General features: G+C 57.1%; 26 protein-coding genes. 12 read left to right on the forward strand and 14 right to left on the reverse strand.

What is annotated here, in order from left to right:
* Positions 1-245: 245 nt before the first annotated feature.
* Positions 246-1,949: an NAD(P)H-hydrate dehydratase gene (locus tag I9182_RS04480; protein WP_209596818.1), complete on the reverse strand. Its 1,704-nt coding sequence runs from the start codon at positions 1,947-1,949 to the stop codon at positions 246-248.
* Between the two features lie 168 nt (positions 1,950-2,117).
* Between I9182_RS04480 and I9182_RS04485 the strand changes: the two genes are divergently transcribed.
* The 4 genes from I9182_RS04485 (at position 2,118) to I9182_RS04500 (ending at position 6,076) form a co-directional block, all read left to right on the forward strand.
* Positions 2,118-2,456 carry a P-II family nitrogen regulator gene (locus I9182_RS04485; protein ID WP_209503542.1) on the forward strand — a complete coding sequence of 113 codons (339 nt, stop codon included), beginning with the start codon at positions 2,118-2,120 and terminating at the stop codon, positions 2,454-2,456.
* Positions 2,457-2,489: 33 nt separating this feature from the next.
* Entirely contained in the window at positions 2,490-3,896 is a 1,407-nt protein-coding gene (gene glnA, locus I9182_RS04490; protein ID WP_209503540.1) for a type I glutamate--ammonia ligase, read from the forward strand.
* A gap of 288 nt (positions 3,897-4,184) precedes the next feature.
* Positions 4,185-4,973, forward strand: a complete 789-nt coding sequence (locus tag I9182_RS04495; protein ID WP_209503538.1) for a lytic murein transglycosylase — start codon at positions 4,185-4,187, stop codon at positions 4,971-4,973.
* Positions 4,974-5,173: 200 nt separating this feature from the next.
* Entirely contained in the window at positions 5,174-6,076 is a 903-nt protein-coding gene (locus I9182_RS04500; protein ID WP_348540307.1) for a hypothetical protein, read from the forward strand.
* Positions 6,077-6,112: 36 nt separating this feature from the next.
* Here I9182_RS04500 and I9182_RS04505 read toward each other — a convergent pair whose 3' ends face one another.
* Positions 6,113-6,856, reverse strand: coding sequence for a DUF3445 domain-containing protein (locus I9182_RS04505; RefSeq protein ID WP_209596820.1), 744 nt, complete (start codon positions 6,854-6,856; stop codon positions 6,113-6,115).
* 122 nt (positions 6,857-6,978) lie between these two features.
* Between I9182_RS04505 and dddP the strand changes: the two genes are divergently transcribed.
* A complete protein-coding gene (gene dddP / locus I9182_RS04510; protein WP_209596822.1) occupies positions 6,979-8,322 on the forward strand; it encodes a dimethylsulfonioproprionate lyase DddP in 1,344 nt (447 codons plus the stop codon).
* A gap of 10 nt (positions 8,323-8,332) precedes the next feature.
* Here dddP and I9182_RS04515 read toward each other — a convergent pair whose 3' ends face one another.
* Complete coding sequence (locus I9182_RS04515; protein ID WP_209503530.1) at positions 8,333-8,527, reverse strand: hypothetical protein; 195 nt, start codon at positions 8,525-8,527, stop codon at positions 8,333-8,335.
* A 275-nt stretch (positions 8,528-8,802) separates the two neighbouring features.
* Between I9182_RS04515 and I9182_RS04520 the strand changes: the two genes are divergently transcribed.
* Complete coding sequence (locus tag I9182_RS04520; protein ID WP_209596824.1) at positions 8,803-10,017, forward strand: bifunctional alpha/beta hydrolase/OsmC family protein; 1,215 nt, start codon at positions 8,803-8,805, stop codon at positions 10,015-10,017.
* 32 nt (positions 10,018-10,049) lie between these two features.
* Here I9182_RS04520 and I9182_RS04525 read toward each other — a convergent pair whose 3' ends face one another.
* Both I9182_RS04525 and I9182_RS04530 read right to left on the reverse strand, forming a co-directional pair.
* Complete coding sequence (locus I9182_RS04525; RefSeq protein ID WP_209503526.1) at positions 10,050-10,367, reverse strand: hypothetical protein; 318 nt, start codon at positions 10,365-10,367, stop codon at positions 10,050-10,052.
* 11 nt (positions 10,368-10,378) lie between these two features.
* Positions 10,379-10,939, reverse strand: coding sequence for a hypothetical protein (locus I9182_RS04530; RefSeq protein WP_245222498.1), 561 nt, complete (start codon positions 10,937-10,939; stop codon positions 10,379-10,381).
* Between the two features lie 354 nt (positions 10,940-11,293).
* Here I9182_RS04530 and purB point away from each other — a divergent pair, with 354 nt between their 5' ends.
* The 4 genes from purB (at position 11,294) to I9182_RS04550 (ending at position 15,733) form a co-directional block, all read left to right on the forward strand.
* Positions 11,294-12,598 (forward strand): adenylosuccinate lyase, encoded by a 1,305-nt coding sequence (purB, locus tag I9182_RS04535; RefSeq protein ID WP_209596826.1) that lies wholly within the window; start codon positions 11,294-11,296, stop codon positions 12,596-12,598.
* Positions 12,599-12,976: 378 nt separating this feature from the next.
* On the forward strand, positions 12,977-13,519 hold the full coding sequence (locus tag I9182_RS04540) for a tetratricopeptide repeat protein (RefSeq protein ID WP_209596828.1): 543 nt from the start codon (positions 12,977-12,979) through the stop codon (positions 13,517-13,519).
* Between the two features lie 69 nt (positions 13,520-13,588).
* Positions 13,589-14,689, forward strand: a complete 1,101-nt coding sequence (locus I9182_RS04545; protein ID WP_209596830.1) for a FliG C-terminal domain-containing protein — start codon at positions 13,589-13,591, stop codon at positions 14,687-14,689.
* Between the two features lie 120 nt (positions 14,690-14,809).
* Complete coding sequence (locus I9182_RS04550) at positions 14,810-15,733, forward strand: lysophospholipid acyltransferase family protein (RefSeq protein WP_209596832.1); 924 nt, start codon at positions 14,810-14,812, stop codon at positions 15,731-15,733.
* Here I9182_RS04550 and I9182_RS04555 read toward each other — a convergent pair whose 3' ends face one another.
* Entirely contained in the window at positions 15,734-16,435 is a 702-nt protein-coding gene (locus I9182_RS04555; RefSeq protein WP_209596834.1) for a DUF1223 domain-containing protein, read from the reverse strand.
* A 226-nt stretch (positions 16,436-16,661) separates the two neighbouring features.
* Here I9182_RS04555 and acnA point away from each other — a divergent pair, with 226 nt between their 5' ends.
* Both acnA and I9182_RS04565 read left to right on the forward strand, forming a co-directional pair.
* The gene (acnA, locus tag I9182_RS04560) at positions 16,662-19,352 is read left to right on the forward strand and encodes an aconitate hydratase AcnA (RefSeq protein ID WP_209596836.1); all 2,691 of its coding nucleotides are present in this window, start codon (positions 16,662-16,664) and stop codon (positions 19,350-19,352) included.
* Between the two features lie 135 nt (positions 19,353-19,487).
* Complete coding sequence (locus I9182_RS04565) at positions 19,488-20,189, forward strand: SDR family oxidoreductase (RefSeq protein ID WP_209596838.1); 702 nt, start codon at positions 19,488-19,490, stop codon at positions 20,187-20,189.
* Here I9182_RS04565 and I9182_RS04570 read toward each other — a convergent pair.
* From I9182_RS04570 to secF, 8 genes are all read right to left on the reverse strand, one after another.
* Positions 20,184-20,726 carry a DsbE family thiol:disulfide interchange protein gene (locus I9182_RS04570; protein ID WP_209596841.1) on the reverse strand — a complete coding sequence of 181 codons (543 nt, stop codon included), beginning with the start codon at positions 20,724-20,726 and terminating at the stop codon, positions 20,184-20,186. The two genes, I9182_RS04565 and I9182_RS04570, sit on opposite strands and share 6 nt — an antisense overlap.
* Positions 20,719-20,877: a heme exporter protein CcmD gene (gene ccmD, locus I9182_RS04575; protein ID WP_209503508.1), complete on the reverse strand. Its 159-nt coding sequence runs from the start codon at positions 20,875-20,877 to the stop codon at positions 20,719-20,721. The genes I9182_RS04570 and ccmD overlap by 8 nt, the downstream gene beginning before the upstream one ends.
* Positions 20,874-21,647 (reverse strand): heme ABC transporter permease, encoded by a 774-nt coding sequence (locus tag I9182_RS04580; protein ID WP_209596843.1) that lies wholly within the window; start codon positions 21,645-21,647, stop codon positions 20,874-20,876. The genes ccmD and I9182_RS04580 overlap by 4 nt, the downstream gene beginning before the upstream one ends.
* Positions 21,648-21,708: 61 nt before the next feature.
* A complete protein-coding gene (ccmB, locus tag I9182_RS04585; RefSeq protein ID WP_209503504.1) occupies positions 21,709-22,365 on the reverse strand; it encodes a heme exporter protein CcmB in 657 nt (218 codons plus the stop codon).
* Positions 22,362-22,976: a heme ABC exporter ATP-binding protein CcmA gene (gene ccmA / locus I9182_RS04590; protein ID WP_209596845.1), complete on the reverse strand. Its 615-nt coding sequence runs from the start codon at positions 22,974-22,976 to the stop codon at positions 22,362-22,364. The genes ccmB and ccmA overlap by 4 nt, the downstream gene beginning before the upstream one ends.
* Before the next feature lie 144 nt (positions 22,977-23,120).
* Positions 23,121-23,474, reverse strand: coding sequence for an Mth938-like domain-containing protein (locus I9182_RS04595; RefSeq protein WP_209596847.1), 354 nt, complete (start codon positions 23,472-23,474; stop codon positions 23,121-23,123).
* A gap of 12 nt (positions 23,475-23,486) precedes the next feature.
* Positions 23,487-24,239: a sulfite exporter TauE/SafE family protein gene (locus I9182_RS04600; RefSeq protein WP_209596849.1), complete on the reverse strand. Its 753-nt coding sequence runs from the start codon at positions 24,237-24,239 to the stop codon at positions 23,487-23,489.
* Positions 24,232-25,206, reverse strand: coding sequence for a protein translocase subunit SecF (gene secF / locus I9182_RS04605; protein WP_209596851.1), 975 nt, complete (start codon positions 25,204-25,206; stop codon positions 24,232-24,234). The genes I9182_RS04600 and secF overlap by 8 nt, the downstream gene beginning before the upstream one ends.
* Between the last annotated feature and the right edge of the window lies 1 nt (position 25,207).

Genomic DNA, 25,207 nt, shown 5'->3' on the forward strand with positions numbered 1-25,207 from the left:
CAGTGGTCTGCGCCTTGTCTTACGCAAGAATTGTATTTTAGCAACAGAACATACTAATAATTTTGACATTTTACATTATTTTTCATTAACTTACAAGATACGGCTCCATCTCGTACTGGCAGCTTGCAAACGATTAGTGATGCCTGCCTATGCACCTGGCAAATATGCGGTATGCATCTGCGCACATCTTGACAGCGAAAACATGCCATTCTGACAGAGCCTGAGCTGCTTTCTGCCCAAAACAACTAGATATTCAGCTGTTTGAAAACACCGGGCAACTGCTCAGGCAGATCCTCGGCGATCAATCCCGGCCCGAAAAGACGGGCGCATTCCACGTGCAGCCATGCTGCTGTCTCAGCCGCCGTCATCGGATCGAATCCCCGCGCCAATAGCCCGGCGATGTAACCGGCCAACACATCGCCTGACCCGGCGGTTGCAAGCCAAGGGGCCGCGCGATCATAGCATGCGGCATTGATCGAACATCGCCCGTCCGGCGCCGCAATGACAGTATCCGGCCCTTTGAACAACACGACACATCCCGCACGTGCCGCTGCCTCTCGTGTTGCGTCCACCTTGGAATAGGCGGGGCCTCTGACCGGCGTTTCGCTCAGCTTTTCCGCCAGATCGGGGAACAGCCGCGCAAACTCTCCGCCATGCGGGGTCAGAACGCAGCGGTCATGCAGCATTTCAAACAGGTTTTCTGGATCGCCCGCAAAAGCTGTCAGCGCGTCCGCATCCAAAGCCGTCGCACGTTTCGCAATCAGGGCGACCGGCACCAGGTCCCGCGCTCGTTCCAACCCCAAACCGGGGCCCAGACATAGGGCGTTCATCCGCACGTCCTGCAATACGTCTGACAGCATTTGAGAACCATCAACGCACTGTAGCATGAGGGCAGTGATCCGGCTCGCCACCTCTTCCAAAGCCAAGGATGGCACACCCAGCGTCACCAACCCTGCCCCTATCCGCAACGCTCCCCGCGCGGCCAGGCGCGCCGCACCGGTCTTGCCGGGCCCACCGGAAAGGATCAGGGCGTGGCCATGGGTGTATTTGTGCGCAACGACTGAAGGTAAATGGCTTTGCTTTGTCAAAACTGCTCTTGCGCGCCGCCCGCTATCAATCGCGATGTCGTTTAGATCAATGCCGCGGACTGGAACCCTGCGTGCTCCTTCTCCTTGCAATTCAACCTGCCTCCAGTGCCGCTCCGACGTTTCATTCAGTCCAATTGCTGCGACGATCACCTTCCCGCAATAAGCCGGACCGTCGCTCAACACATGCCCAAGTTTTCTTCGTTCGAAGGTTACTGTCAGACCCGCAGAAAGGGGTCTGGCGTCGGTAAATATTTCTGCTCGGGCTCCAAGCACCTTTCCGCTGTCCATGCACAGCCCCGAAGGTGAATCTACCGCCACAAAGCGAACATGTGATGACAAACTAAAAAAGAACTTCAACGATTGCCCAAGCACAGGATCAATTTGGCGCGTCAAACCCGTTCCGAAAATCGCATCTACCAATACATCAGGTATCCCAAAACCAGCCAAACGATCATCCTTTAAGCTCACTTTGGAAAACTCAATGACGTCACCCAACTCATCCCATCTCTCATAGTTCATCCGCGCATCCGGCGGCAGCCTGTCAGGATCGCCATACAGGAATACCTTAACCTTCCAGCCCAACCTCAGCAAAAGCCGCGCCACGACAAACCCGTCACCGCCGTTGTTTCCGGGCCCGCACAACACAACAGCGCGCAGCGGATCTTCTTCATCTTTTGCCAAATACTCCGGGGAGCGCGAGGGGCCGGCCCCTCGCCTGACCAGCTCTGGCCATTCCTCAAAGATCGCCTCGACAACGCCTTGCCCTGCCCGCTCCATCAGGTCCAAGCCCGTAACACCACCGGATTCGATAGCCGCGTGCTCAATGGCTCTCATCTGCGCCGCTGTCAGCAATTCGGTCATGTCACACCCTCACACGATTCAATTTCGATTACTTTTTGTGCAACTAGCTCAAAAATTAGCACAGAGCCTGATTTCAACGGATCCCGCCCCGACCGATACCGCAATCACATTGCCGCCCGATCTTAGACGTGATCATTGCCCCAGAGACAACCATTGAAGGTGAGCCGGATGAAAAAGATCGAAGCGATCATCAAGCCGTTCAAGCTGGACGAAGTGAAAGAGGCGTTGCAGGACGTAGGTGTTCAGGGTCTCAGCGTCGTCGAAGTCAAAGGTTTCGGCCGTCAGAAAGGCCATACCGAGCTGTATCGTGGCGCGGAATATGTTGTCGACTTTTTGCCCAAGGTGAAGGTCGAGGTCGTATTGGACGATGACCAGGTCGATGCGGCCATCGAGGCCATCGTTTCGGCAGCCAAGACCGACAAGATCGGCGACGGAAAGATCTTTGTCTCTCCGGTTGAACAAGCCATTCGCATCCGTACCGGCGAGACCGGCTCGGACGCACTGTAACACCACAATCTTCAAGTCAGAGGAATCAAGAGAATGAGCAAGGACGCAGTTCTTCAGCTGATCAAGGAAGAGGGCGCCGAATATGTCGACGTCCGTTTCACCGACCCCCGCGGCAAGCTGCAGCACGTGACCCTGATGGCCGATCAGGTCGACGAAGACTTCCTGGACGAAGGCTTCATGTTTGATGGTTCGTCCATCGCAGGGTGGAAGTCGATCGAAGCATCGGACATGAAGCTGATGATCGATACCGAAAGTGCATATGTTGATCCGTTCTACGCAGAGAAAACCATTTGCGTGCACTGCTCGGTTGTCGAGCCCGATACAGGCGAAGCCTATGAGCGTGACCCGCGTGGCACAGCGCAGAAAGCCGAAGCCTACCTGAAAGCATCAGGAATCGGTGACGTCGCATATATGGGTCCCGAGGCTGAGTTTTTCCTGTTTGATGACGTCCGTTATTCGAACACAATCAACAAGGTATCCTACGAAGTTGATGCAACTGACGCATCGTGGAACACCGACACCGAATACGAAATGGGCAATATGGGCCACCGTCCGGGCGTCAAGGGCGGTTACTTCCCTGTGAACCCGATCGACGAAGCGCAGGATCTGCGGTCTGAAATGCTATCGACCATGAAGCGTCTGGGCATGAAGGTCGACAAACACCACCACGAAGTAGCGTCTTGCCAGCACGAGCTGGGCCTGATCTTCGACAGCCTGACCAAGCAGGCGGACGAGCTGCAAAAGTACAAATATGTCATCCACAACGTGGCTCATGCCTACGGCAAGTCGGCGACCTTCATGCCGAAGCCTATCGCAGGTGACAACGGCACCGGCATGCACGTGAACATGTCGATCTGGAAGGACGGCAAGCCGCTGTTCGCAGGCGACAAATACGCAGATCTTTCGGACGAAGCGCTGTACTTCATCGGCGGCATCCTGAAGCACGCCAAGACACTGAACGCCTTCACCAACCCGGCAACCAACAGCTACAAGCGTCTGATCCCCGGTTTCGAAGCCCCAGTTCTGCGCGCCTACTCGGCCCGCAACCGTTCGGGTTGTGTTCGTATTCCGTGGACCGAAAGCCCCAAAGCCAAGCGCGTTGAGGCTCGTTTCCCCGACCCGGCTGCGAACCCCTACCTTGCGTTCGCCGCTCTGTTGATGGCTGGCCTGGACGGCATCAAGAACAAGATCGACCCGGGCGAAGCCATGGACAAGAACCTGTACGATCTGCCTGCCGAGGAACTGGCCGGTATCCCGACTGTCTGCGGCAGCTTGCGTGAAGCTCTGGAAGCGCTGGCTTCTGATCACGACTTCCTGCTGCAAGGTGACGTGTTCACCAAAGACCAGATCGACGGCTATATCGCCCTGAAGATGGAAGAGGTCGAAACCTACGAGCACACCCCGCACCCGGTTGAATACGGCATGTATTACAGCTGCTAAGCAATACGGCATGGATTTACAGGGGCGCCTATACGGGCGCCCCTGTTTCATTTGCGCGGGTCCGTCGCTGTTCAGCCTTTTCTGGCGCCACAGCGCAGATTAATCACCTTTTTACGTTTGCTCCTGCTCAGTGCACGATGCTGAGGATCTGAAACCCTTCAAAGGCGTTCCTCAGATCAATCAACTGACTTGAGTAGGAGCGGTTGGCGCAACTCCAACGAACTGCTTTGCCCAATTCAAAGCTCAAGGTAGGCTGGTCACAGATTTCAACACTACCGGATTATCTGCATGTTTCGCCTTTACGTATTATTCGCCCTGCTTGTGTCTTCGCCCCTTCTGGCCGCGCCTTGTGGGAATACCAGCGCGGGGTTCGAGGCCTGGAAGGCCGATTTCGCCCAGCAGGCCCGCAAGGCTGGTGTGAAAAAGAAGGGACTTCAGGCGCTTGCCCAGTCGCAATACGCCACGCGCACAATTGCGGCGGATCGCAATCAGAAAAGCTTCAAATACACGCTGGACAAATTCATGCGTGTCAGAGGTGCTGATGCAATCGTCTCGCAGGGGCGCAAGCGCAAGGCAACCAATCCGGGTTTCTACGCTGCGCTTGAACGGCAATACGGTGTTCCGGCGGGCGTTCTGATCGCCATTCACGGCATGGAAACCGGCTTTGGCACCTTCATGGGAGACAGTCAGGTTGTTTCCGCAATCACGACACTGGCCTATGATTGTCGCCGATCCGAGTTCTTTGTTCCGCACGCAATCGGGGCACTGAAACTGGTCGACGCAGGAAGCATTACCGTGGCGACAAAAGGGGCAAAACATGGCGAGTTGGGTCACACTCAGTTCCTGCCGGGCAACGCCCTGACCTATGGCGTCGATGCCACTGGCGACCGTCGGGTGGACTTCTATGACATGACCGATGCGCTTGCCTCGACCGCCAATTTTCTTCGCAAGAAAGGGTGGAAGCCGGGGCGTGGCTATCAGCCAGGGGAGCCGAATTTTCGAGTTCTGCAACAGTGGAACGCGGCCTCTGTTTATCAGCAATCCATAGCAATCATGGCCGCCCGAATCGACCAATAGCCCGGTCGCACCAAAAACACACTCCGCACCCGCTTTCGCCACATTTCCGCCACAGTGACAAACAAAAGCCTTTAGTTTCTTGGTTTCCAATGCGTAACCAATAGCGGAGTAAAATCACCTTTTTTGCATTTTCCGCCAAATTCTCCTCACGAATGGTTGTTACAGTGTTTGCTGAACAGTACGCAAAAAAGGACAGTGCAGTGGCTCGGAAGCACAGCTACCATGGCGGCCTGCAATTTAATGGCGACGCAAATGGCGCGATCGAGCGTTTTGGCACAATCGTTGCCACGACGCTGGAAGATTACGGCCATCTGGTCGAACGCAAGGCGTTGCTAAGCAATTCTGAAGCCAGCATTGTTTCAAGCCAGTATCTTGTGCGACTGACCTTGGATACAGGCACCCCCGAGCAGGAAGACCGGTACGAGCGTATGGATCGCGCCGCGGGGTTAAAAACGATAACAAAACCCCGCGCCGCAAATCCGCAAAACAGGTTGGTTCTTTCGATCACGCCGGTCTCACCCCTGCTGGATGACTCCGAGATTTCGGAACTGATGATGGTCGTCATTCTTTATCGCATGGTCGACATTTGTTCGACCCGGCGCGTTGAATGGCTGTCGCCACACACGGTTCTGACGGTCGAACAGTTCATGAGCGCCTTTGACACTCTGGCCCCCAGTCGAACACGCGACAGAAAACAGATTTTCCAGTCGCTGACCGGGCAATTCTCGGGAGTGAATGTGCCCGAGAACGAAGACACCATTAGTGTTCTTCACACGCCTGCGGCCCGCCCGATCCAACTGACAGATGAACAATTGCTCAGCATTGCGTTTCGCAGTGAAGATACTAACAGGCCAGGTCAGGAAACATTGGATGACGAAGATGGGGTCGTAAAGCCAAGCGACGTTTTGCGTCTCAGCAGTTGGTGCATGACGGGTGTACTGGCAGGCGTTTCGACCCCGATTGCCCTGTCAATGGCTGCCGTCAATCTGATCCGGGGTGAGGATTTTCGCCTCAACACACAGGTACTTGTCTTTACTTTCGCGATAGTTGCGCTGAATGCAACGAATGCGTTTGCCGATGTTGCGGCCGCCTTGGGCCGATAAGAGAATTACAGAAGACCCTCCTTGGATGCCCCGCCTTCAGGCGGGGTTTTCCATTTTGGGAACCGAGTTCGCGGCCAGAACATAAGTGTGGATCGAAAAAACGACCGCATCCGTTTTCGGCAAGCGCAGCAGGGTTTGCCGCTCACTTCGCAGGTAGGACGATTGACGTCGATCTGTGACTGAACGCCTGTCATTTGCGCTTCGGGGCTGAAACAACTCGGCGTCTTCATACCAAAGCACGTTAAAACGCCAAAGTGGGCGACCGGGCTGAATCCCGTCGAATAGGCGCTGCACCCGCTTGGCGATATTTTCGTCGTAACTTGCGACCGGCACATGAATGTCGATCAGCGGCCGCATGAATTTCTCGGACAAAAGCCAACTGGCCGGGAAACACAGGATTGCGCCGGTCAAAACATGTTCTGTTCCACGCTTTTGCAGGATGCAAAAATCCTCCTGTACCAGCCTGCACAATGTATCAAGCGGCTGGGTCCGGTCGACCGCGACCGTTACACCATCGGGTCTGACAACTTCTTCAGCTGCATTGGGATAGACCTGCGACAGCACAAGGTCGAGCAGTTCCCGAGCGGCGGGTTCTGCCTGCGGATCAAGCGCCAGAACGTCATCACGGCGTTCCGTCAGCAGCTTTTCCCGGCGTCGCATCTGACCGGCAAAAGCCTCGTCCCGATGCAACCAGTTTTCCATCGTTGCAGGCTGGATACCCGGCAAAGCACGCGGGTCGCCGACATCATACGGTATTTTATCTTGCAGAATTTTATTCATACCAGCGACTTAGCATGGGTCGAAATATTTGTCGGTCGAAAACGACAGGATCGCCGTCGCATTTTTCCAAGACGATCCACATGGGCACCTTAGGTTTGACTGAACAAGCAACGAGGTCCGTCATGAACAAGCATTACCGAGACACGCGCAAGATTGACCCCAGCCGAGGCGCTACGCTGGGTGATGGCACGCCAAACGAAAATGACCGGATCGAGATCGGGCCGACACAGCTGGCTTTTGACGAATGGGCTGCGGCAGGTCTGGAACTGCCCAATCTTGCACGGATGCGGGAACATCGCTGGAAGCGTCTGACGCAGGCCATCGTTGATCGCGGATACGGAGGTTTGCTGGTTTTTGACCCGCTGAACATCCGCTATGCGACCGACAGCACGAACATGCAGTTATGGAATACGCATAACCCGTTTCGCGCGGTGCTGTTATGTGCCGATGGCTATATGGTGATATGGGACTACAAGAACTCGCCTTTCCTCAGCACGTTCAATCCGCTGGTGCGCGAACAGCGTTCAGGTGCGGACCTGTTTTACTTCGACCGTGGCGACAAGGTGGATATCGCGGCAGATGTCTTTTCGAACGAGGTGCGCGTGCTGATCGATGCGCATGGTGGCGGCAACAAACGTTTGGCCGTCGACAAGATCATGCTGCACGGTCTGCGCGCGCTTGAGGCGCAGGGCTTTGAGGTCATGGAAGGCGAAGAGCTGACCGAAAAAACCCGTGCCGTGAAGGGACCGGATGAGATTCTGGCCATGCGCTGTGCCAATCACGCCTGCGAAACCGCTGTGGCGGAGATGGAGAGCTTTGCACGCGCCAATGTCGGCAATGGCAAGACTACCGAGGATGATATCTGGGCTGTTCTGCACGCGGAAAACATCCGTCGCGGTGGCGAATGGATCGAAACCCGGCTGCTGGCGTCAGGCCAACGCACAAACCCGTGGTTCCAGGAATGCGGCCCGCGCATCACGCAGCAAAACGAAATCATCGCCTTCGACACCGATCTGATCGGGTCCTACGGAATATGCATCGATATCTCGCGCACATGGTGGATTGGCGACCAGAAGCCCCGCCCTGACATGATCTATGCCATGCAGCACGCGCATGAACACATCATGACCAACATGCAGATGCTGAAGCCCGGTGTGATGATCCCGGAACTTACCGCCAGGTCGCACAGGCTTGACGACAAGTTTCAGGCGCAGAAATACGGTTGCCTGATGCACGGAGTGGGATTGTGTGATGAATGGCCGCTGGTCGCGTATCCGGACAAAGCCGTGGAAGGCGCTTATGACTATCCGCTGGAGCCCGGCATGGTGCTGTGCGTCGAAGCCTGCGTTGGCGAAGTCGGTGGCGATTTCAGCATCAAGCTTGAGGATCAGGTTCTCATAACCGAAACCGGGTATGAGAACCTGTCCAGATATCCCTTTGACCCCCAATTAATGGGGATCGAATAAGGCCGGGCCTTCAATTCGACCAATGGGACCGGCGGACATTTCCATGCCAGTCTTCCGTGGCAGGGCTGACCTGAACCTGTGAACCACCTTGGGGCGCGGGCCAGGATTGGCCGACCGCGAACCCGGCAAGGCCGACCAGAACAATAGCCAGGATCATACGTGAACGCAGGTCGGGTATCTGGGGCGTAATATCTGCATGTGACATCTGTGTCTCCTGTTTCAGCTTTCAGGAACCACAGATGGGATGAGGAGGATCATAAGTGAAACGAATGTTTGTTTGCATCGCCATCACTATTCTTGATAATAAAAGAAGGTAAGAGCTCCGCCGTCATGCGGCCCGAAGGCGACAGGGATCTTGCGCCGTCCGTGCAACGCCCGTTTGTTCTCACCTTCCTGTTACGCGTGTGACTTAAGGGTTGTGACCCAAGGGGCAAATACACAGTATTGGGCGTGTTCCCCCGTACCATTCAAGGAGCCGACATGCCCACGGAACGCATCACTTTTGCCGGACATGACGGCAGCCAATTGGCGGCGCGACTGGATTTGCCGGATGGACCCGTGCTGGCAACGGCCCTGTTCGCCCACTGCTTTACCTGCTCCAAGGATATCCCGGCCGCCCGGCGCATTTCCGCCCGTCTGGCTGCCATGGGTATCGCGGTGCTTCGGTTCGATTTCACCGGACTGGGCCATTCCGAAGGCGAGTTTGCCAATACGACCTTCACTTCGAATGTCGAGGATCTGATTTCAGCAGCGCAATATCTGGCCGGTCGAAACATGGCACCTGCCCTGCTGATCGGCCACTCGCTTGGGGGCGCGGCGGTGTTGCGGGCGCGGGCAGGTATTCCCACTGTAAAAGCCGTCGTGACATTGGGTGCACCGTCGGACCCCGCCCATGTGTCGCATCACTTTGAGGCCGCGTTGCCTCAGATCGAAGAGGATGGCAGTGCCGAGGTCTCTCTGGGTGGTCGCCCCTTCCGCATCGGCAAAGCTTTTGTGGATGACATTGCCAAATCGGCCCTGTCATCTGCAATCGCCGACCTCAAAGCCGCCCTGCTGATCCTTCATGCCCCACGCGACGAAACGGTCAGCATCGACAATGCGAGCGCGATCTTTCTGGCCGCGAGACACCCCAAAAGCTTTGTTACCCTTGACGATGCCGATCACCTGATCACCCGTGCCTCTGACGCCGAATATGCGGCCGATGTCATTGCCGCATGGGTTTCGCGCTATGTGAAACTGTGCCCACCCGCGCCGCCACCGGGTGCGCCAGAGGGCGTTGTGCGCATAACCGAAGCAGATCCGGGCGGGTTCATGCAGGATATTCAGGCCGGTCCAAACCACCATCTGGTCGCGGATGAGCCCGCATCTTATGGCGGTACCGATAAGGGTATGTCGCCTTATGGCTTTGTCTCGGCCGGTCTGGGGGCCTGCACGTCGATGACAATACGCATGTACGCCCGGCGCAAGGGCTGGCCCCTGACAAATGTCAGCGTCGATGTGTGTCATGACAAGGTTCACGCGCAGGATGCCGGATTGGTGAATGACGGCAAGGTGGACCAGTTTCGCCGGAAAATCCGCCTGAGCGGCCCGCTGGATCAGGAGCAAAGGCAACGTTTGCTTGAGATTGCGGACAAGTGCCCGGTTCACCGGACGCTTGAAGGCTCGGCCCACATTACGACCGAGCTTCTTTCATAAGAAAGGCCGCCTGACAGGCGGCCTTTTGTTCCTTAGCGTCGCGGGCCCGGTCGATGAATGGGCGGGCGGGCAACCGGCGGACGCGCCACAGGTGGGCGCGGGCGCGCGGGAGGCTTGGCAACAGGCGGTTTCGGACGCTCGGGGCGCACTGGTCGATCAGGCCGGTTGGGGCGATCTATGTCAATGTCCACATCCACGTCATGGTAGTAGTCGTTCCACAGCATCGAGTCGTAAAACGGGTCATACCCGTACCCGACCCCAACTGTCACACCGTCACAGGCCGACAGCGTCAAAGTCGCGATCCCCAACCCCAGCGCAAGAGACATCCTTTTGATCAGTCTAATGCTCATCGCCCCCTCCCTTACTGAAGCGCCCGGAACGAGGCGAATACGGCGTTCAGATCATCAGCAAAACTCGGGTCTGCTCCGTCCCGCAGAATGGCAACTGCTATGGCAACCCGGCCTTGCGGAAGGTCAATGACGGTGGCGGTAAAGCTTACCCCCTTGCCGTCCCGGTGCCCGGTGCCCCGAAACACGCGTGCTGGCAATCCGCCGATACGGGTATCGCTGGTGCTGGTCGTCGTAGGGTCTTTGACCAGAAACCTGTCGATATCCTGCAGGTACCGGACACCGCCCTGAATTGTTCCAACCCCCGCAGGTGATACGAAACCCATCCACACCGCGTCGTCTGTCACCGGCCGGAACCCTATAACCCGTGCGACCGCACGGGCGTCGCCCAGTTCGGTATCCTCAATCTCGCGCGGGCCGCCGGTGCGAAGAATCCAGAAGTCGGGCACTTCGAACCGAAAAAGCGCTTGGCCTTCTTCGGTGTAGGTCACGGGGGTGTCAGCCAGTGCTGGTGCAGCTGTGTCGACGTAAAATGCACCACAGAGGGCAAGTATCGAACATGAAAATGAACGCATATCTCAATAACCTGATTAGTTCCTTCCGTTCAGATTGAACTGTCAAAGCGCTGTTTGTCCAGCATCGCTTGGCAGCAAGGGCAAGACGGGCATCCACCCCAACTGGCAGCATGATCCGGTGAGAACTAGTGCAGGTACAAAACCTGTCTTTTTGCGGCACCCTGCCCGTCACTATCGTGCCATATCCTTTGCAGGACAGTTTTCCGAACCCGTCAGCTGCTGAAAAGCCCGAACAAACGATAAGAATCAGGGCAAACCGTCTCATATTCGCTCTCGCATCTTGTTCCCTACCCCGCACGCGGCTAAACCCCGCGCCAACGCCTCATCCAATCTGCAAAAAAGGTGCCGTCGCCTATGATTCCCCGTTATTCCCGCCCCGACATGGTTGCCATCTGGTCGCCCGAGACCAAGTTCCGCATCTGGTACGAGATCGAGGCGCACGCGTGCGATGCCATGGCAGATCTGGGCGTGATCCCGCGTGAAAATGCCGAAGCCGTCTGGAAAGCCAAGGATGTGGAATTCGATGTCGCCCGCATCGACGAGATCGAAGCCGTTACCAAGCATGACGTTATCGCATTCCTGACCCATCTTGCAGAGCATGTCGGCAGCGAAGAGGCGCGTTTTGTGCATCAGGGCATGACCAGCTCGGACGTGCTGGACACCTGTTTCAACGTACAGCTGACCCGCGCCGCCGACATCCTGATTGCCGATTTGGAAGGGCTTCTGGCCGCGCTCAAGCGCCGCGCGATGGAACATAAGAACACGGTTCGTATCGGACGCAGCCACGGCATCCACGCCGAACCGACAACCATGGGTCTGACCTTTGCCCGCTTCTACGCCGAGATGGACCGCAACCTGTCCCGGATGCGTGACGCACGTGCGGAAATCGCCACCGGAGCGATCAGCGGTGCGGTTGGTACCTTTGCCAATATCGACCCCGCAGTCGAGGAACATGTCTGTGACAAGCTGGGACTGGTGCCTGAGCCGATCAGCACGCAGGTCATTCCACGTGACCGCCACGCGGCCTTCTTTGCCACGCTGGGCGTCATCGCCAGCAGCATCGAGAACATCGCCATAGAAATCCGCCACATGCAGCGGACCGAGGTACTGGAAGGGGCCGAGTTCTTCTCGATGGGCCAGAAAGGCTCTTCGGCGATGCCGCACAAGAAAAATCCGGTGCTGACCGAGAACCTGACCGGTCTGGCGCGCATGGTCCGCGCGGCCGTAATACCGGCGATGGAGAATGTTGCGCTCTGGCACGAACGCGATATCTCGCACTCATCGGTCGAGCGCATGATCGGGCCGGACGCCACAATCACGCTGGATTTTGCCTTGGCCCGCCTGACAGGCGTGATCGACAAGATGCTGATCTTCCCGGAAAACATGATCGAGAACATGAACAAGTTCCCCGGGCTGGTCATGAGCCAGCGCGTTCTGTTGGCCCTGACCCAGGCAGGTGTCAGCCGTGAGGACGCCTATGCCATGGTACAGCGCAACGCGTTGAAGGTTTGGGAACACCGCACCGACTTCAAGGCGGAACTGTTGGCGGATGCTGATGTAACTGCCGCACTCAGCCCTGCAGAGATCGAAGAGAAATTCGACCTCGGGTATCACACCAAGCATGTCGATACGATCTTTGCGCGCGTGTTTGGCGAATAACGGTTATCTTTTCAGTCTGTTAGCCGGGGGTGCTCTGCCACGTGCAGTGTGCCCCCTTGTTTTTTGCCAGATCAACGGAAATGCGGTATCCTGCATGTGCTTTTTCCATACGAGGGAAACATCATGATCCGAACACTCCTAAGCGCATTGGCACTGGTTCTTATGGCCTCAGCCGGGCTTGCCTGCGAACAACATTCCAAACAGACCCAATCCTGCGCACCCGGGACAACGTGGGATACTGAAACAAAAAGCTGTGCGAAATCTGTCAACAGCTGACAATTTTTGTCCAGTTCGTGAATAAAAGCGACCGTTCCCCTGTTAGCTTTTTTGTAGATCACACTATGATTTCAATAAGAGCCCCGAGAACGGAGTAAAGAAATGCGCCTTTTGTTAGCTTCTGCCCTTGCTTTGCAAGCCTTCGCCTTCGCGCCAGCTGTCCATGCCGCAGGTGGTGACAGCAGCAGCCCGCCGAAACCGACGAATACAACCAAGAAATGCCTGTTCGGCCGTGTATATGACGAAACCCGTGGGAAATGCGTCAAACCCGACAAGTCAAGCCTGACAGATGATCAGCTGTATGAAGCGATCCGCGAACTGGCGTATGACGGGCAATACGGGTACGCTCAGGACATTCTGCGCATCATGGATCAGGACGACGATCGTGTCCTGACCTATTGGGGTTTCACCTATCGCAAGATGGGCGAGCTGGAACTGGCAAATGTCTTTTATCAAAACGCGATCAATGCCAACCCAGACAATCTTTTGGCGCGCAGCTACATGGCGCAGGGGTTTGTGTCCGAAGGCCGAACCGATCTGGCGATCGAGCAATGGCGCGAAATAAAGTCCCGTGGCGGAGAAGGCACCTGGGCCGAGGCGTCGTTGCGTGAAGCGATCCGAACGGGCCTGACATACAGCTATTAAGGTTCAGGGTTATTTAACCCGACTCTCTCTAATCTGCCTGTGGTTCGAAAACTTTGGTTCCACAGGCAGATGCAAAACACCAACGCATTAATTCAAACGGTTCAAGGGGCTTCGGCCCCATTTTCCGCAGGGGGTGGCGACAGCCCGCGCCTTGTTCCCCGATCTTTGACCAGCCGTCAGAAGGCAGCTGTGGTCGTGCGGCTGTTGTTGAACGACGGCGCCGATCTTCCGCTGGAGGAGCTTCCCGATGACCTGCAAGAGAAACTGACACATCAATTGGGGGAAATGGGCCTTGTAGACCGGACGACTCTGGGTGCTGTGGCACAGGAATTCAGCGAAGCCCTGGACAATGTCGGTCTGGCCTTTCCACATGGTCTTGCCGGGGCCTTGGATGCCGTCAGTGGAAAAATCACACCCGCGACAGCCGCGCGTTTGCGCAAAGTTGCCGGAGTTCGTCAGATCGGTGATCCCTGGCAAAGGCTGCGCGACATTCCAGCCCAGGACCTTGCGGCCATGGCACAGGCGGAAAGCACTGAAGTGGCCGCTGTGATGCTTTCAAAAATGGATACGGCACAGGCGGCGCAGATGCTGGGCCACATGCCGGGTCCGGTGGCGCGGCGGATCACCTACGCAATCTCGAAAACAGCAAATGTCACGCCCGAAGCGGTTGAGCGGATCGGCTGGTCACTGGCTGCTCAGCTGGATCAGCGGCCTGTTCAGGCCTTCAATGACGGTCCAGGCGCGCGGGTGGGTGCAATTCTGAACCAGTCTGCCTCCGCCACGCGCGACAACCTGCTGAACGCGCTGGATGAGGACGACGCCGATTTTGCCGATCTGGTGCGCCAGTCGATCTTTACCTTCGCCCATATCTCCAGCCGGATTTCGCCCCGTGATGTTCCAGCCATTTTGCGGGAAGTCAATCAGCCTGTTCTGGTCGCGGCCCTGGCCGGTGCCGCCGCGGATGATGACAAGGCTTCTGTCGAGTTTCTGCTGTCGAATATCTCCTCTCGCATGGCAGAAAACCTGCGCGAGGAAATCGCGGAACGCGGGCGGGTCAAGCAATCTGAGGCCGAAGATGCCATGACCCAGATCGTTGGGGCGGTTCGTGCCTTGTCAGACGCCGGAACAATTGTGCTGATTGAAAAGGAAGAGGACGGAAGCGTGGATTGAGGCAGGAACAGGCGCACCTGCCAGATCGCTGGAGCAGCCATTTCGCCTGGGTGCTTGAGGTTACGGGTACCGGGTTGTATGTCTGAGGCAACATTTCGCAACACGCGGTGAGACACCTCCATGCCCGTCGAAAAGTCGGAGCTCAACCGGTTTGAGCTTGGAAAATACTATGTCGCCAATCTGCTCCTGCAGGGAATCATCGGCGCTATGCGCCTGCTTCCTTATGAAAGGCGCATAGCAACCATGGGTGCAATCATGAAAACCCTCGCACCTGTCGTCGGATTTCGCACCCGCGTCCGCCGGAATCTAAAGCTCACCTGCCCTGATTTATCTGACGCCGAGATCACAAAGATCTATCGAGACGTGTCGGATAATGCCGGTCGGGCAATAATGGAGCATTTCTCACCCGAAGGTTTCATCGAACGTCAGGTGAACGCCAAGATATCCGGGCCCGGTATTGCTGCGTTTGACGCCGCGATTGCCGAAGGGCGCCCGGTAATGATGATCACGGCGCATTTCGGTCACTATCTGGCCGCACGCGTCGCCCTGCAGAAACACAGCGGCAAACCGATTGGATGCCTCTACCGGCGGATGGCGAATCCTTATTTCAACGACGCCTATGTCGAAGCTTTTTACAAAACCGGCGCGCCGATGTTCGAACAGGGGCGGCGCGGTATGGTCGAAATGGTTCGGTCACTCAAGAACGGTGGAATTATCGCTATCGTGTCCGACCTGCATGCGTTGGGGGGCGAAGAGCTGACATTCTTCGGCAAGCCTGCCGTGACATCCGTGCTGAACGCAGAACTGGCCATCAAATACAAGGCCGTACTGATACCGTGCTATGCCGTGCGCCAGCCAAACGGCATCGACTTTGAAATCATCCTGCATGATCCCGTGCCGCACACTGATCCCAAAACCATGACCCAGTTCACCAATGATGATCTGGAGAAAATGGTTCGGAAGCATATGGGACAGTGGTTCTGGATCCACCGGCGTTGGAAAAGCTGGAACGGGCTCGGCGTTCAACCGGACGACATGCCCTGATCATTTGGCCCAAGTCGCGGCAACAATTGGCCCGTGACCGGCCCTTTGCACAAGCACAACGGCAGGCAACTCTGGTTCCAGCTGCGCCGAGTAAGTCTGCGGCGCTTTCCCGTCCCACCGGCCTGCAATCTGCCATGTCTCAACAACATTGGCATAATCCAATTCCCGCCCGGCTAGTTCACCACGGCGGATCGATGCATGGCGCAGAGGCGAATACTGAACGATACGTACGTCATAGGTCTCACCTTCGGGCAGTTCCACAGGCGTCACATTCACGGTCACTTCGTCAGCGTCTCGGATTGCTGTCACCGCCGCTTCGGGGGCGGCCTTTAGATGCGCATCAATCAGACGGTCGAGCTCCTGTGCCTGAGCGCCGACAATATCGTGCTGACCATTTATGATCATCTGAGGCGTATAGATCATGGATTTTCCGTTCTCGCGGGCATAAGCCCGTTGCCGGAGCGTGTGATCAGGATCGGCATATTCGTCCTTCCAGCCGATGTAATCCCAATAGTCGACATGCAGCGCCAGCCCGATGACATCGTCGCGTTTCGCCAGCTCATGCATGATCCGGTCCGCAGGTGGGCAAGACGAACACCCTTGCGAGGTGAACAGCTCAACCACCACAGGATCCTCACCGGCCATGGGCTGGGTGGCGAACAGGCAGGATATCAGGGCGGTCAAAGCAGCGGATCTGAACATAAAAACTCTCGGAGTGAGCGGGTATTCTCTGGGATAGCCGTTTTGCCGCTCAACCGCTAATCAACGTTTCTTGAGGGCGGTATCTGCAATTCTCCGCCTAAATGTGTGCAATGGTATACAAAATCGCAAATCCAGTGTCATTGAACCTTGAACCAGCGGCTTGGGTGATGCAGATAACATTCAGCGATGCCCGAAATCCAAGTCATTTGAGAAGGGAGGCCACCCGATGCCCATTAAAGTCGGACAGGATACCGCCAAGACACGCCGCAGTCTGAACGTGAATGGCAAATCCATTTCCTACTATTCGATTCCCGCCGCGCAGCAGGCCGGTTTGGGTGATTTTTCCAACCTTCCTGCCGCGCTGAAAGTCGTGCTGGAAAACATGCTCCGATTTGAAGACAGTGGCTTTTCGGTCTCGGTCGATGACATCAAAGCATTTGCCGAATGGGGTGCCAATGGCGGCAAGAACCCGCGCGAGATTGCGTACCGCCCTGCCCGCGTGCTGATGCAGGACTTCACCGGTGTTCCAGCGGTGGTCGATCTGGCTGCCATGCGCGACGGGATCAAGGGCCTGGGCGGCGACGCACAAAAGATCAACCCGCTGAACCCGGTCGACCTGGTTATCGACCACTCGGTCATGATCGACGAGTTCGGTAATCCGCGTGCGTTCCAGATGAACGTCGACCGCGAATACGAGCGCAACATGGAACGCTATCAGTTCCTGAAATGGGGTCAGAACGCGTTCAACAATTTCCGCGTTGTGCCTCCCGGCACCGGTATTTGTCATCAGGTGAACCTGGAATATCTGGCGCAGACGGTCTGGACTGACACCGATCAGAATGGCGAAGAAGTCGCCTATCCTGACACGCTGGTTGGCACCGACAGCCACACCACCATGGTCAACGGCATGGCCGTTCTGGGTTGGGGCGTCGGCGGGATCGAGGCCGAGGCCGCAATGCTGGGTCAGCCGATCTCGATGCTGATCCCTGAGGTGATCGGCTTCGAGTTGACCGGCTCGATGGTCGAAGGCACCACCGGTACGGACCTTGTTCTGAAGGTTGTCGAAATGTTGCGCGCCAAAGGCGTGGTGGGCAAATTCGTCGAATTCTATGGCGAGGGGCTTGACCGCCTGCCGCTGGCTGACCGTGCAACCATCGCCAATATGGCGCCGGAATACGGCGCGACATGCGGCTTTTTCCCGATCGACGGCGAAACCCTGCGCTACATGCGCAACACTGGCCGCGACGAAGACCGCATCGCGCTGGTCGAAGCCTATGCCAAGGAAAACGGGTTCTGGAGAGGCCCGGATTATGCGCCGATCTACACTGACACGCTATCGCTGGACATGGGCACGATCGTTCCTGCGATTTCAGGCCCAAAACGCCCGCAGGACTACGTCGCGCTGACCGACGCCAAGGCCGCTTTCACCAGGGAAATGAAAGAGACCTTCAAGCGCCCCATGGGTAAGGAAGTCGCTGTCAAGGGCGAAGACTACACCATGGAGTCGGGCAAGGTTGTAATTGCCTCGATCACCTCCTGCACCAACACATCGAACCCTTACGTGATGATCGGTGCTGGCCTTGTGGCCCGCAAAGCCGCAGCGCTGGGTCTGAACCGCAAGCCTTGGGTCAAAACCTCGCTGGCGCCCGGTTCGCAGGTTGTATCGGCCTATCTTGAGGCCGCTGGACTGCAAGAAGACCTGGACAAGGTTGGTTTCAACCTTGTTGGGTACGGCTGCACCACCTGCATCGGAAACTCGGGCCCGATCCAGAAGGAAATCTCGGAAGCCATTGCCGAGGGCGATCTGGTCGCCACGTCGGTTCTGTCCGGCAACCGGAACTTCGAAGGCCGTATCTCACCGGATGTCCGCGCCAACTACTTGGCTTCGCCGCCGTTGGTTGTTGTCTATGCGCTGGCAGGTACCCTCGATATCGATCTGACGTCCGAACCCATCGGTCAGGGCAAGGACGGCAACGACGTCTTCATGAAGGATATCTGGCCAACCCAAAACGAAATCGCAGAACTGGTTGAAGCGACCGTAACCCGCGAAGCGTTCCAGTCGAAATATGCGGACGTCTTCAAAGGGGATGAGAAATGGCAAAGCGTCGAGGTACCGCAACAGGAAACCTATGACTGGCCACCAACGTCGACCTACATCCAGAACCCGCCCTATTTTCAGGGCATGGGAGCGGAACCGGGCACGATCTCGAATATCGAAGGCGCTAAAGTTCTGGCCATTCTGGGCGACATGGTAACCACCGACCACATCTCACCTGCGGGATCATTCGCAACCACAACGCCGGCGGGGAAATACCTGACCGAACGTCAGGTTCAGCCACGCGAGTTCAACTCGTATGGCTCGCGACGGGGCAATCACGAAGTCATGATGCGCGGTACCTTTGCCAATATCCGCATCAAGAACGAGATGTTGGACGGAGTTGAAGGCGGATACACCAAAGGCCCGGATGGTGAACAGACTTCGATCTACGATGCCTCGATGGCCTATCAGGCCGATGGCACCCCGCTGGTCGTGTTTGGTGGCGAACAATACGGCGCAGGCTCAAGCCGCGACTGGGCGGCCAAGGGCACCGCACTGCTGGGCGTCAAAGCCGTGATTGCAGAAAGCTTTGAGCGGATCCACCGGTCCAATCTGGTTGGCATGGGCGTCATCCCGTTCGAATTCACCGGTGGAGATACCCGCAAAACCCTGGGTCTGAAGGGGGACGAAACCGTCTCGATCCATGGGCTGGATACGGTCGAGCCGCTGCAGGTCGTGCCCTGCACCATCACCTATGCAGATGGGGCTGAGACAACCATCCAGTTGAAATGCCGGATCGATACCGCGCCTGAGATCGAATACATCGAAAACGGCGGTGTGCTGCATTACGTGCTGAGAAATCTGGCCAAGGCTGGCTAAGGAACGCAGCGGATAAGAAAATTTTGAGGACGCCTTCGGGCGTCCTTTCTTTTACAAGGCTCTGCCTCGCGCTCCGAAGTTATATTTAGCAGATGCGGTTGGATATACGCGGTACTCTGAAAACAGGAGGTGGTTATGGAAAAGGTGGCGTTGGTAACAGGTGGAGCACGGGGAATTGGACATGCCATCGTAGAGGAGTTGAGCCGCGACCATAGGGTGGCGTTCACTTGGTTGTCCACCAAGCCTCCGGCGGCACTATTGCAGAGAGGAACTTTGGCGATCCGTTCGGATCTGACGGCCCCTGATCAACCAGCGGAAGTGATTGCACAGGTGATGGAGCGGTTTGGACAACTTGATGTGATCGTGAACAATGCTGGTTTGGTTCGGTCGACGCCAAAAGAGGAGTTCCAAGTCGAGGAACATCGCGCCATTCTTGACATGAACCTGCTGGTCCCTGCCGCCTTGCTGGCTGCAGCTTTGCCGCATTTGGAACGGGGCGCCGCCATTGTCAGTATCTCGTCGATGAATGCGGTGTTACCGCCCCGTGATGCGGTCACCTATGGTGCCAGCAAGGCCGCTCTGAACCTGTGGACCCGTGCCATGGCCAAAGAGTTGGGGCCAGATGGGATACGCGTCAACGCCGTGGCCCCCGGTGCGATCAACATTCCTGAAGCGCCTCGTTCGGAAGAACTGACAGAACTGTTTGTGAAGGATACCGCGTTGGGTCAGGTCGGACGGCCCGAGGATATAGCCAAAGTGATCAGGTTTCTGGCGTCGGACGCGGCCTCATTCATCACTGGTGAAGTTTTGTCGGTAACGGGAGGCTATCGTTTATGAACCGCCCGCCGCCTTTTCAAGCGCAGGCCGGATCGTGCTTTCGATAACACGTTGCGTAATCGGGCCAGCAAAGCGCAGAATGATCGTTCCGTCACCGTCGATCACATAGGTCTCGGGAACGCCGTACAGACCCCAGTCAATCGCCATACGGCCCTTTTCGTCACGGCCGATGGCAGTGTACGGATCGCCAAGATCATCCAGGAAAGCCTCGGCATTGCTCAGTTTGTCTTTGTAGTTGATGCCGTAAACCGGGATGCCTTCAGCTGCCAATGCCTCGAGGTTGGGATGCTCGGCACGGCATGGCGCGCACCAACTGGCCCAATAGTTGACCAGCTTGACCTCTCCGTCGCGCAGAGTTTCGTCGTCGAAAAGGGTCTTTCCCGGAAACTCGGTGAGAACCACGGGCGGCGCAGGTTGCCCTTCGCGGGCCGAGGGCAAGGCGTTGGGATCTTCGCGAAACATGCCGATGCCTGCGAGAACCGCGAATGCGCCAAAAATCAGAGGCGGCGCAATCATCAGGGGCGAGACTTTAGCCATTGCGCGACATCCTCTGTTCGACCTTCTCCATTTCCGCGCGCACTTTGCGCCCGCGCATCACGCTGAACGCAACCAGCGCCACGATAAGAGCGATGGAAACAGCATAAGACGACAAAACAGCGTCTGCATATTTTCCAAGATCGGGGATCATCCGCCTACCCTTTCCCGTGCCTGTAGCGCCTTGATACGACGGGCGCGAATTTCCGTTCCGGTGCGGTACAACACCAAGGCGATGAACAGCAGAACAAATCCGATGATGCAGGCCAGCAGGGGGTAGAAAAAGACGTTGCTGACTTTCTCTTCCGTATCCGCCCCGGTAACGGCCCCGGCCCGCATGACCGATGCGCCCTGATGCAGGCCCTGATTCCAGAAATTCACCGCGTATCGGCTGAGGATCGCAAAGACCGACCCAACCAGGCACAGAACCGAGGTCAGATCGGCTGCGGTATCAGGATCCTCGATAGCTTCCCACAAGGCGACATAGCCAAGGTAGAACAGAAACAGGATCAGAAACGACGTCAGGCGCGGATCCCAGGCCCACCATGTACCCCACATGGGCTGTCCCCAGATAGCCCCCGTCAGCAGCGCTATCAGGGTCATTACGATCCCGATCGGTGCAGCAGCGCGTGCCGCAAGCGCGCTGACATGATGGCGGCGCACCAGCCAGACCAATGAGGTGGCCAGCATCATCAGCCAGCAATTGATCGCCATCAACGCCGCCGGAACGTGCAGATAGATGATCTTGACCGTCGACCCCTGCTTGTAGTCATCCGGTGTATAGAAAAAGCCCCAGATCAGACCGACAACGATGCAGATGGTCGAGACGATCCAGAAAAACGGCAGGACCCGTTCGCTGGTTTCAAGAAACTTGCGCGGGTTGGCATATTCCCAGAGGGCGTTAGCTTTGGCTGCGATTGACATGGGCCCTATCTAGTCCGATTTGGGGTGGTTCTCAATTGACATCCATCAAACTTGTCGCGGTTCACCGCAGATTGATACGTAGCACGGCAGCGCTGGCAAAGGGCAACAATGCGATGGTCGCCGCTGTGATCCCGGCCAGCATCAGCAGTGGCGTCTGCACCTCCATCCCTGTTGCACCACGCCGGGCAACCTCGGCCCCGAATATCAGGGTGGGGACGTAAAGTGGCAACACCAGAAGCGACAGCAATAGCCCGCCACGTTTCAGACCAACGGTCAGCGCAGCACCAAATGTCCCGATGACGCTCATGGCTGGGGTACCGATCAGGAGCGAGATCACCAGCCAGAAAAACCCCGGCATCGGCAGGTTCAGCAAAACACCCAGAAACGGCGCGGCCAGAACCAGCGGTAAGCCGGTGGTCAGCCAATGGGCCAGCGCCTTGACCGTGACAACCGCTTCAAGCGGCAGCGGTGCTGTAGCCAGCAGGTCGAGCGAGCCGTCTTCCCAGTCCAGTGCCAGCAGGCGGTCAAGCGACAGAAGGCAGGCCAGCAAGGCCCCCAGCCAGAGCACTCCGGGCGCAATCGTAGACAGCAGCGAGGATTGCGGCCCCACTGCAAACGGCACCATCACGGTCACGATCAGGAAAAAGGCCAGACCCAGCCCGAACCCGCCGCCCGCGCGGAAAGCCAGTTTCAGGTCGCGCAGCAACAGGGCGATCACAGGAAACCTCCGTCGAAATCGTCGATGGGTTTGGGTTTGGCCTTGTTCGGACCGACGTCCAGAACCTCGCCATCCAGGCCAAGGTCGATATGGGTCGCGATTAGGGCTGACCCGCCCTGACCCAGATGTGTCCGCACAGCGTCGGCAAACATTTGCACCGCGTTTCTGTCCAGCGAGACGGTCGGCTCGTCCAGCATCCAGATCGGCCGCCCTGTGACCAGCATCCGTGCTAACCCCAACCGCCGTTTCTGGCCCGCCGACAGATTGCCGGCGTGACGGTCGGCGAGTTCGTTCAATTCAAAAGCGTCCAGCGCTGGCTGGATGTCATATGTGCCAAAGACCGCTGCCCAGAAAGTCAGGTTTTCAGTCACTGACAATGTCGGTTTGAGCCCGTCCGAATGGGACGCATAAGCGATCTGGTCCTCGGCCCCTTCGATCTTGCCTTCCAGCGGAGGTTGCAAGCCAGCCAACGTGCGCAGAAGCGTCGTTTTGCCGATACCGTTCGGCCCCCGCAGGATCAGAGCCTTGCCCGGCGACAGCTGAAAGCTGAGGCCTTCAAGGACGGGAACACCGCCACGTGTGATCGACAGATCTGTTACAGTCAAAGTCATGAGACCCGCTTAGCGGATTGTCCGCAGGGGCAAAAGGCGAGATTTGCCGCAGGATGCCGGTACACAACCGCTGCCCCATGTCGGAGTGAGGGGCCAGCCCCTCACACTCCCCGGGATATTTTCGGCCAGATGAAGAGGATCCCGTCAGACTGGGATCAGGGCAAGTGCGATGCGGCGGCCTTCAGCGAGCAGCACATTGTAGGTGCGACAGGCGGCGGGAGAGTTCATGACTTCAACACCAAGTCCGGCATTTTCCAACTCAACCCGTAGCGATTGGGGGATCTGGGCCATGTCCGCGCCCGTGCCGATAAGCAGGACATCAATCCTGCCCGCCAGGTCCAAAAGGGGGTGTCGGTCTTCATAGCCGGCCCACTCTGCCGGGCCTGCCGGGCCTGTCAGGACAGCGCCATGGAAGATATCGCCGCCAATTCGGAAAAACCCGGGGCCGTACCCATCTATGGGTTTGGCATCTGTAAAAGTAATCTGATTCAGACGCATGATGTCCCTTCTTCAATCCAGAAGCGGCAGCCCGGAAATGACGGCAGTAAGGATAACCGAATAGGCCGCGAGGCGGTAGATCCGTTCAAGTCTCGGGTCGAACAGTGCTTTGCCGATTAGTGTAGTGGTCAGGTAAGGCACGCACAGCAGCAGGACAATCCACAGGATGGACAAATCGGCGGCACCGCTGATGAGGATGTTGAAAACGATGACAACGTCCAGCAATGCCAGAAAAATGATCGTGTTGGCACGAATCTTGCGCACGTCGGTGGAACTGGCCAGATAGAACACGATGACAACCGGGCCGGTCAGCCCGGTCATGCCGCCGACAACACCCGCGCTGCCGCCGATGGCGAGACGTCCGGGTAGTCCCAGTTTCCCCTCCCATCGCCAGCCGGTCACCACGGCCAGCAGGGTCAGACCGGTAATGCCGCAGACAACCCAGCGCAACGCAACCGAGTCCACCTGCACCATGATCCACAGTCCCAGCGGCACGGTTATCGTTGCGGCAAAGCCCAGAGTGCTGATTTCGACCTTGTCGCAATCCCTCCATGCCTGCGGAGCCAAGGCAAAGGTTGATGCGATTCCGGTGGCGGCCATCAGAAAGACCACATCCGCTATTGGCAGGAACTGGGTCGCCACCGGCACAAAGATCATCGCGGTTCCAAAACCTGTGAAGCCGCGGACAAGTCCCGCGGCTCCGATGGTAAGGATCAGCCAAGTGAGGCCCGGCAAGGCCAGGGCCTGTTGTAGGGCATCAGGCATCAATGTTGGCAAACTGGTTGCCTGCCGTATTCGACGGTTTGGACCAGTCGCGCTTGACCCCCAGCCAAAGCAGGATGGTTGAAGCCACGAAGACCGACGAATAGGTCCCGACGACGACACCCCAGATCATCGCGAAGACGAATCCGCGGATGACATCCCCGCCCAGCAGATAAAGCGAGACCAGCGCCAGCAAAGTCGTGACCGAGGTCATCACTGTCCGGCTCAGGGTTTCGTTAATCGACAGATTCAGAACCTCTTTCAGGTCCTTCTTTTTGTATTTCCGCAGGTTCTCGCGTACCCGGTCGAAAACGACAACCGTGTCGTTCAGCGAATAGCCGACGATGGTCAGCAGCGCCGCGATGATGGCAAGGTCAAAGCGGATTTGCAGTTCCGAGAAGATGCCGATGGTCAGGATCACGTCATGCACCAATGCGGCAACCGCCCCCAAGGCAAACTGCCATTCGAAGCGCAGCCAGATGTAGACAAGAACGGCACCGATGGCCAAGACAACCGCGATCACAGCCGTCTGGATCAACTCGCCCGAGACTTTTGGGCCAACGGATTCGACACTTTCAAAGGGCAGTTTGAGTCCGGGGTCTGCGGCAGCCAGCGCTTCGCCGACCTGGGTGATCACGTCTGCTGTGACCGCTTCGGCATCTTCCTGAGCCTGAATACGGATCATCGCGACATTTTCATCAGGACCAAAACTTGGATCAAAAATCTCGGTGATGGTGACGTCACCCAGTTGCAGCGGAGACAAAGCATCGCGGTATACACCCACGTCAATTGCTTGTGCGCTTTGGGTCCGGATCGTGGTTCCACCGCGGAAATCGATGCCGAAGTTCAGGCCCTGCAGCAGAAATGAGGTGAACGCAATCACCATCATCAGGCCGGAGATTCCAAGCCAGATTTTCCAGCGATTGAAAAAGTCGAACGAGGTGCTTTGGGGTACGAGTTTCAGTCTCATG

The organism is Ruegeria sp. HKCCSP351, from assembly GCF_017872535.1.
Lineage (GTDB): Bacteria > Pseudomonadota > Alphaproteobacteria > Rhodobacterales > Rhodobacteraceae > Ruegeria.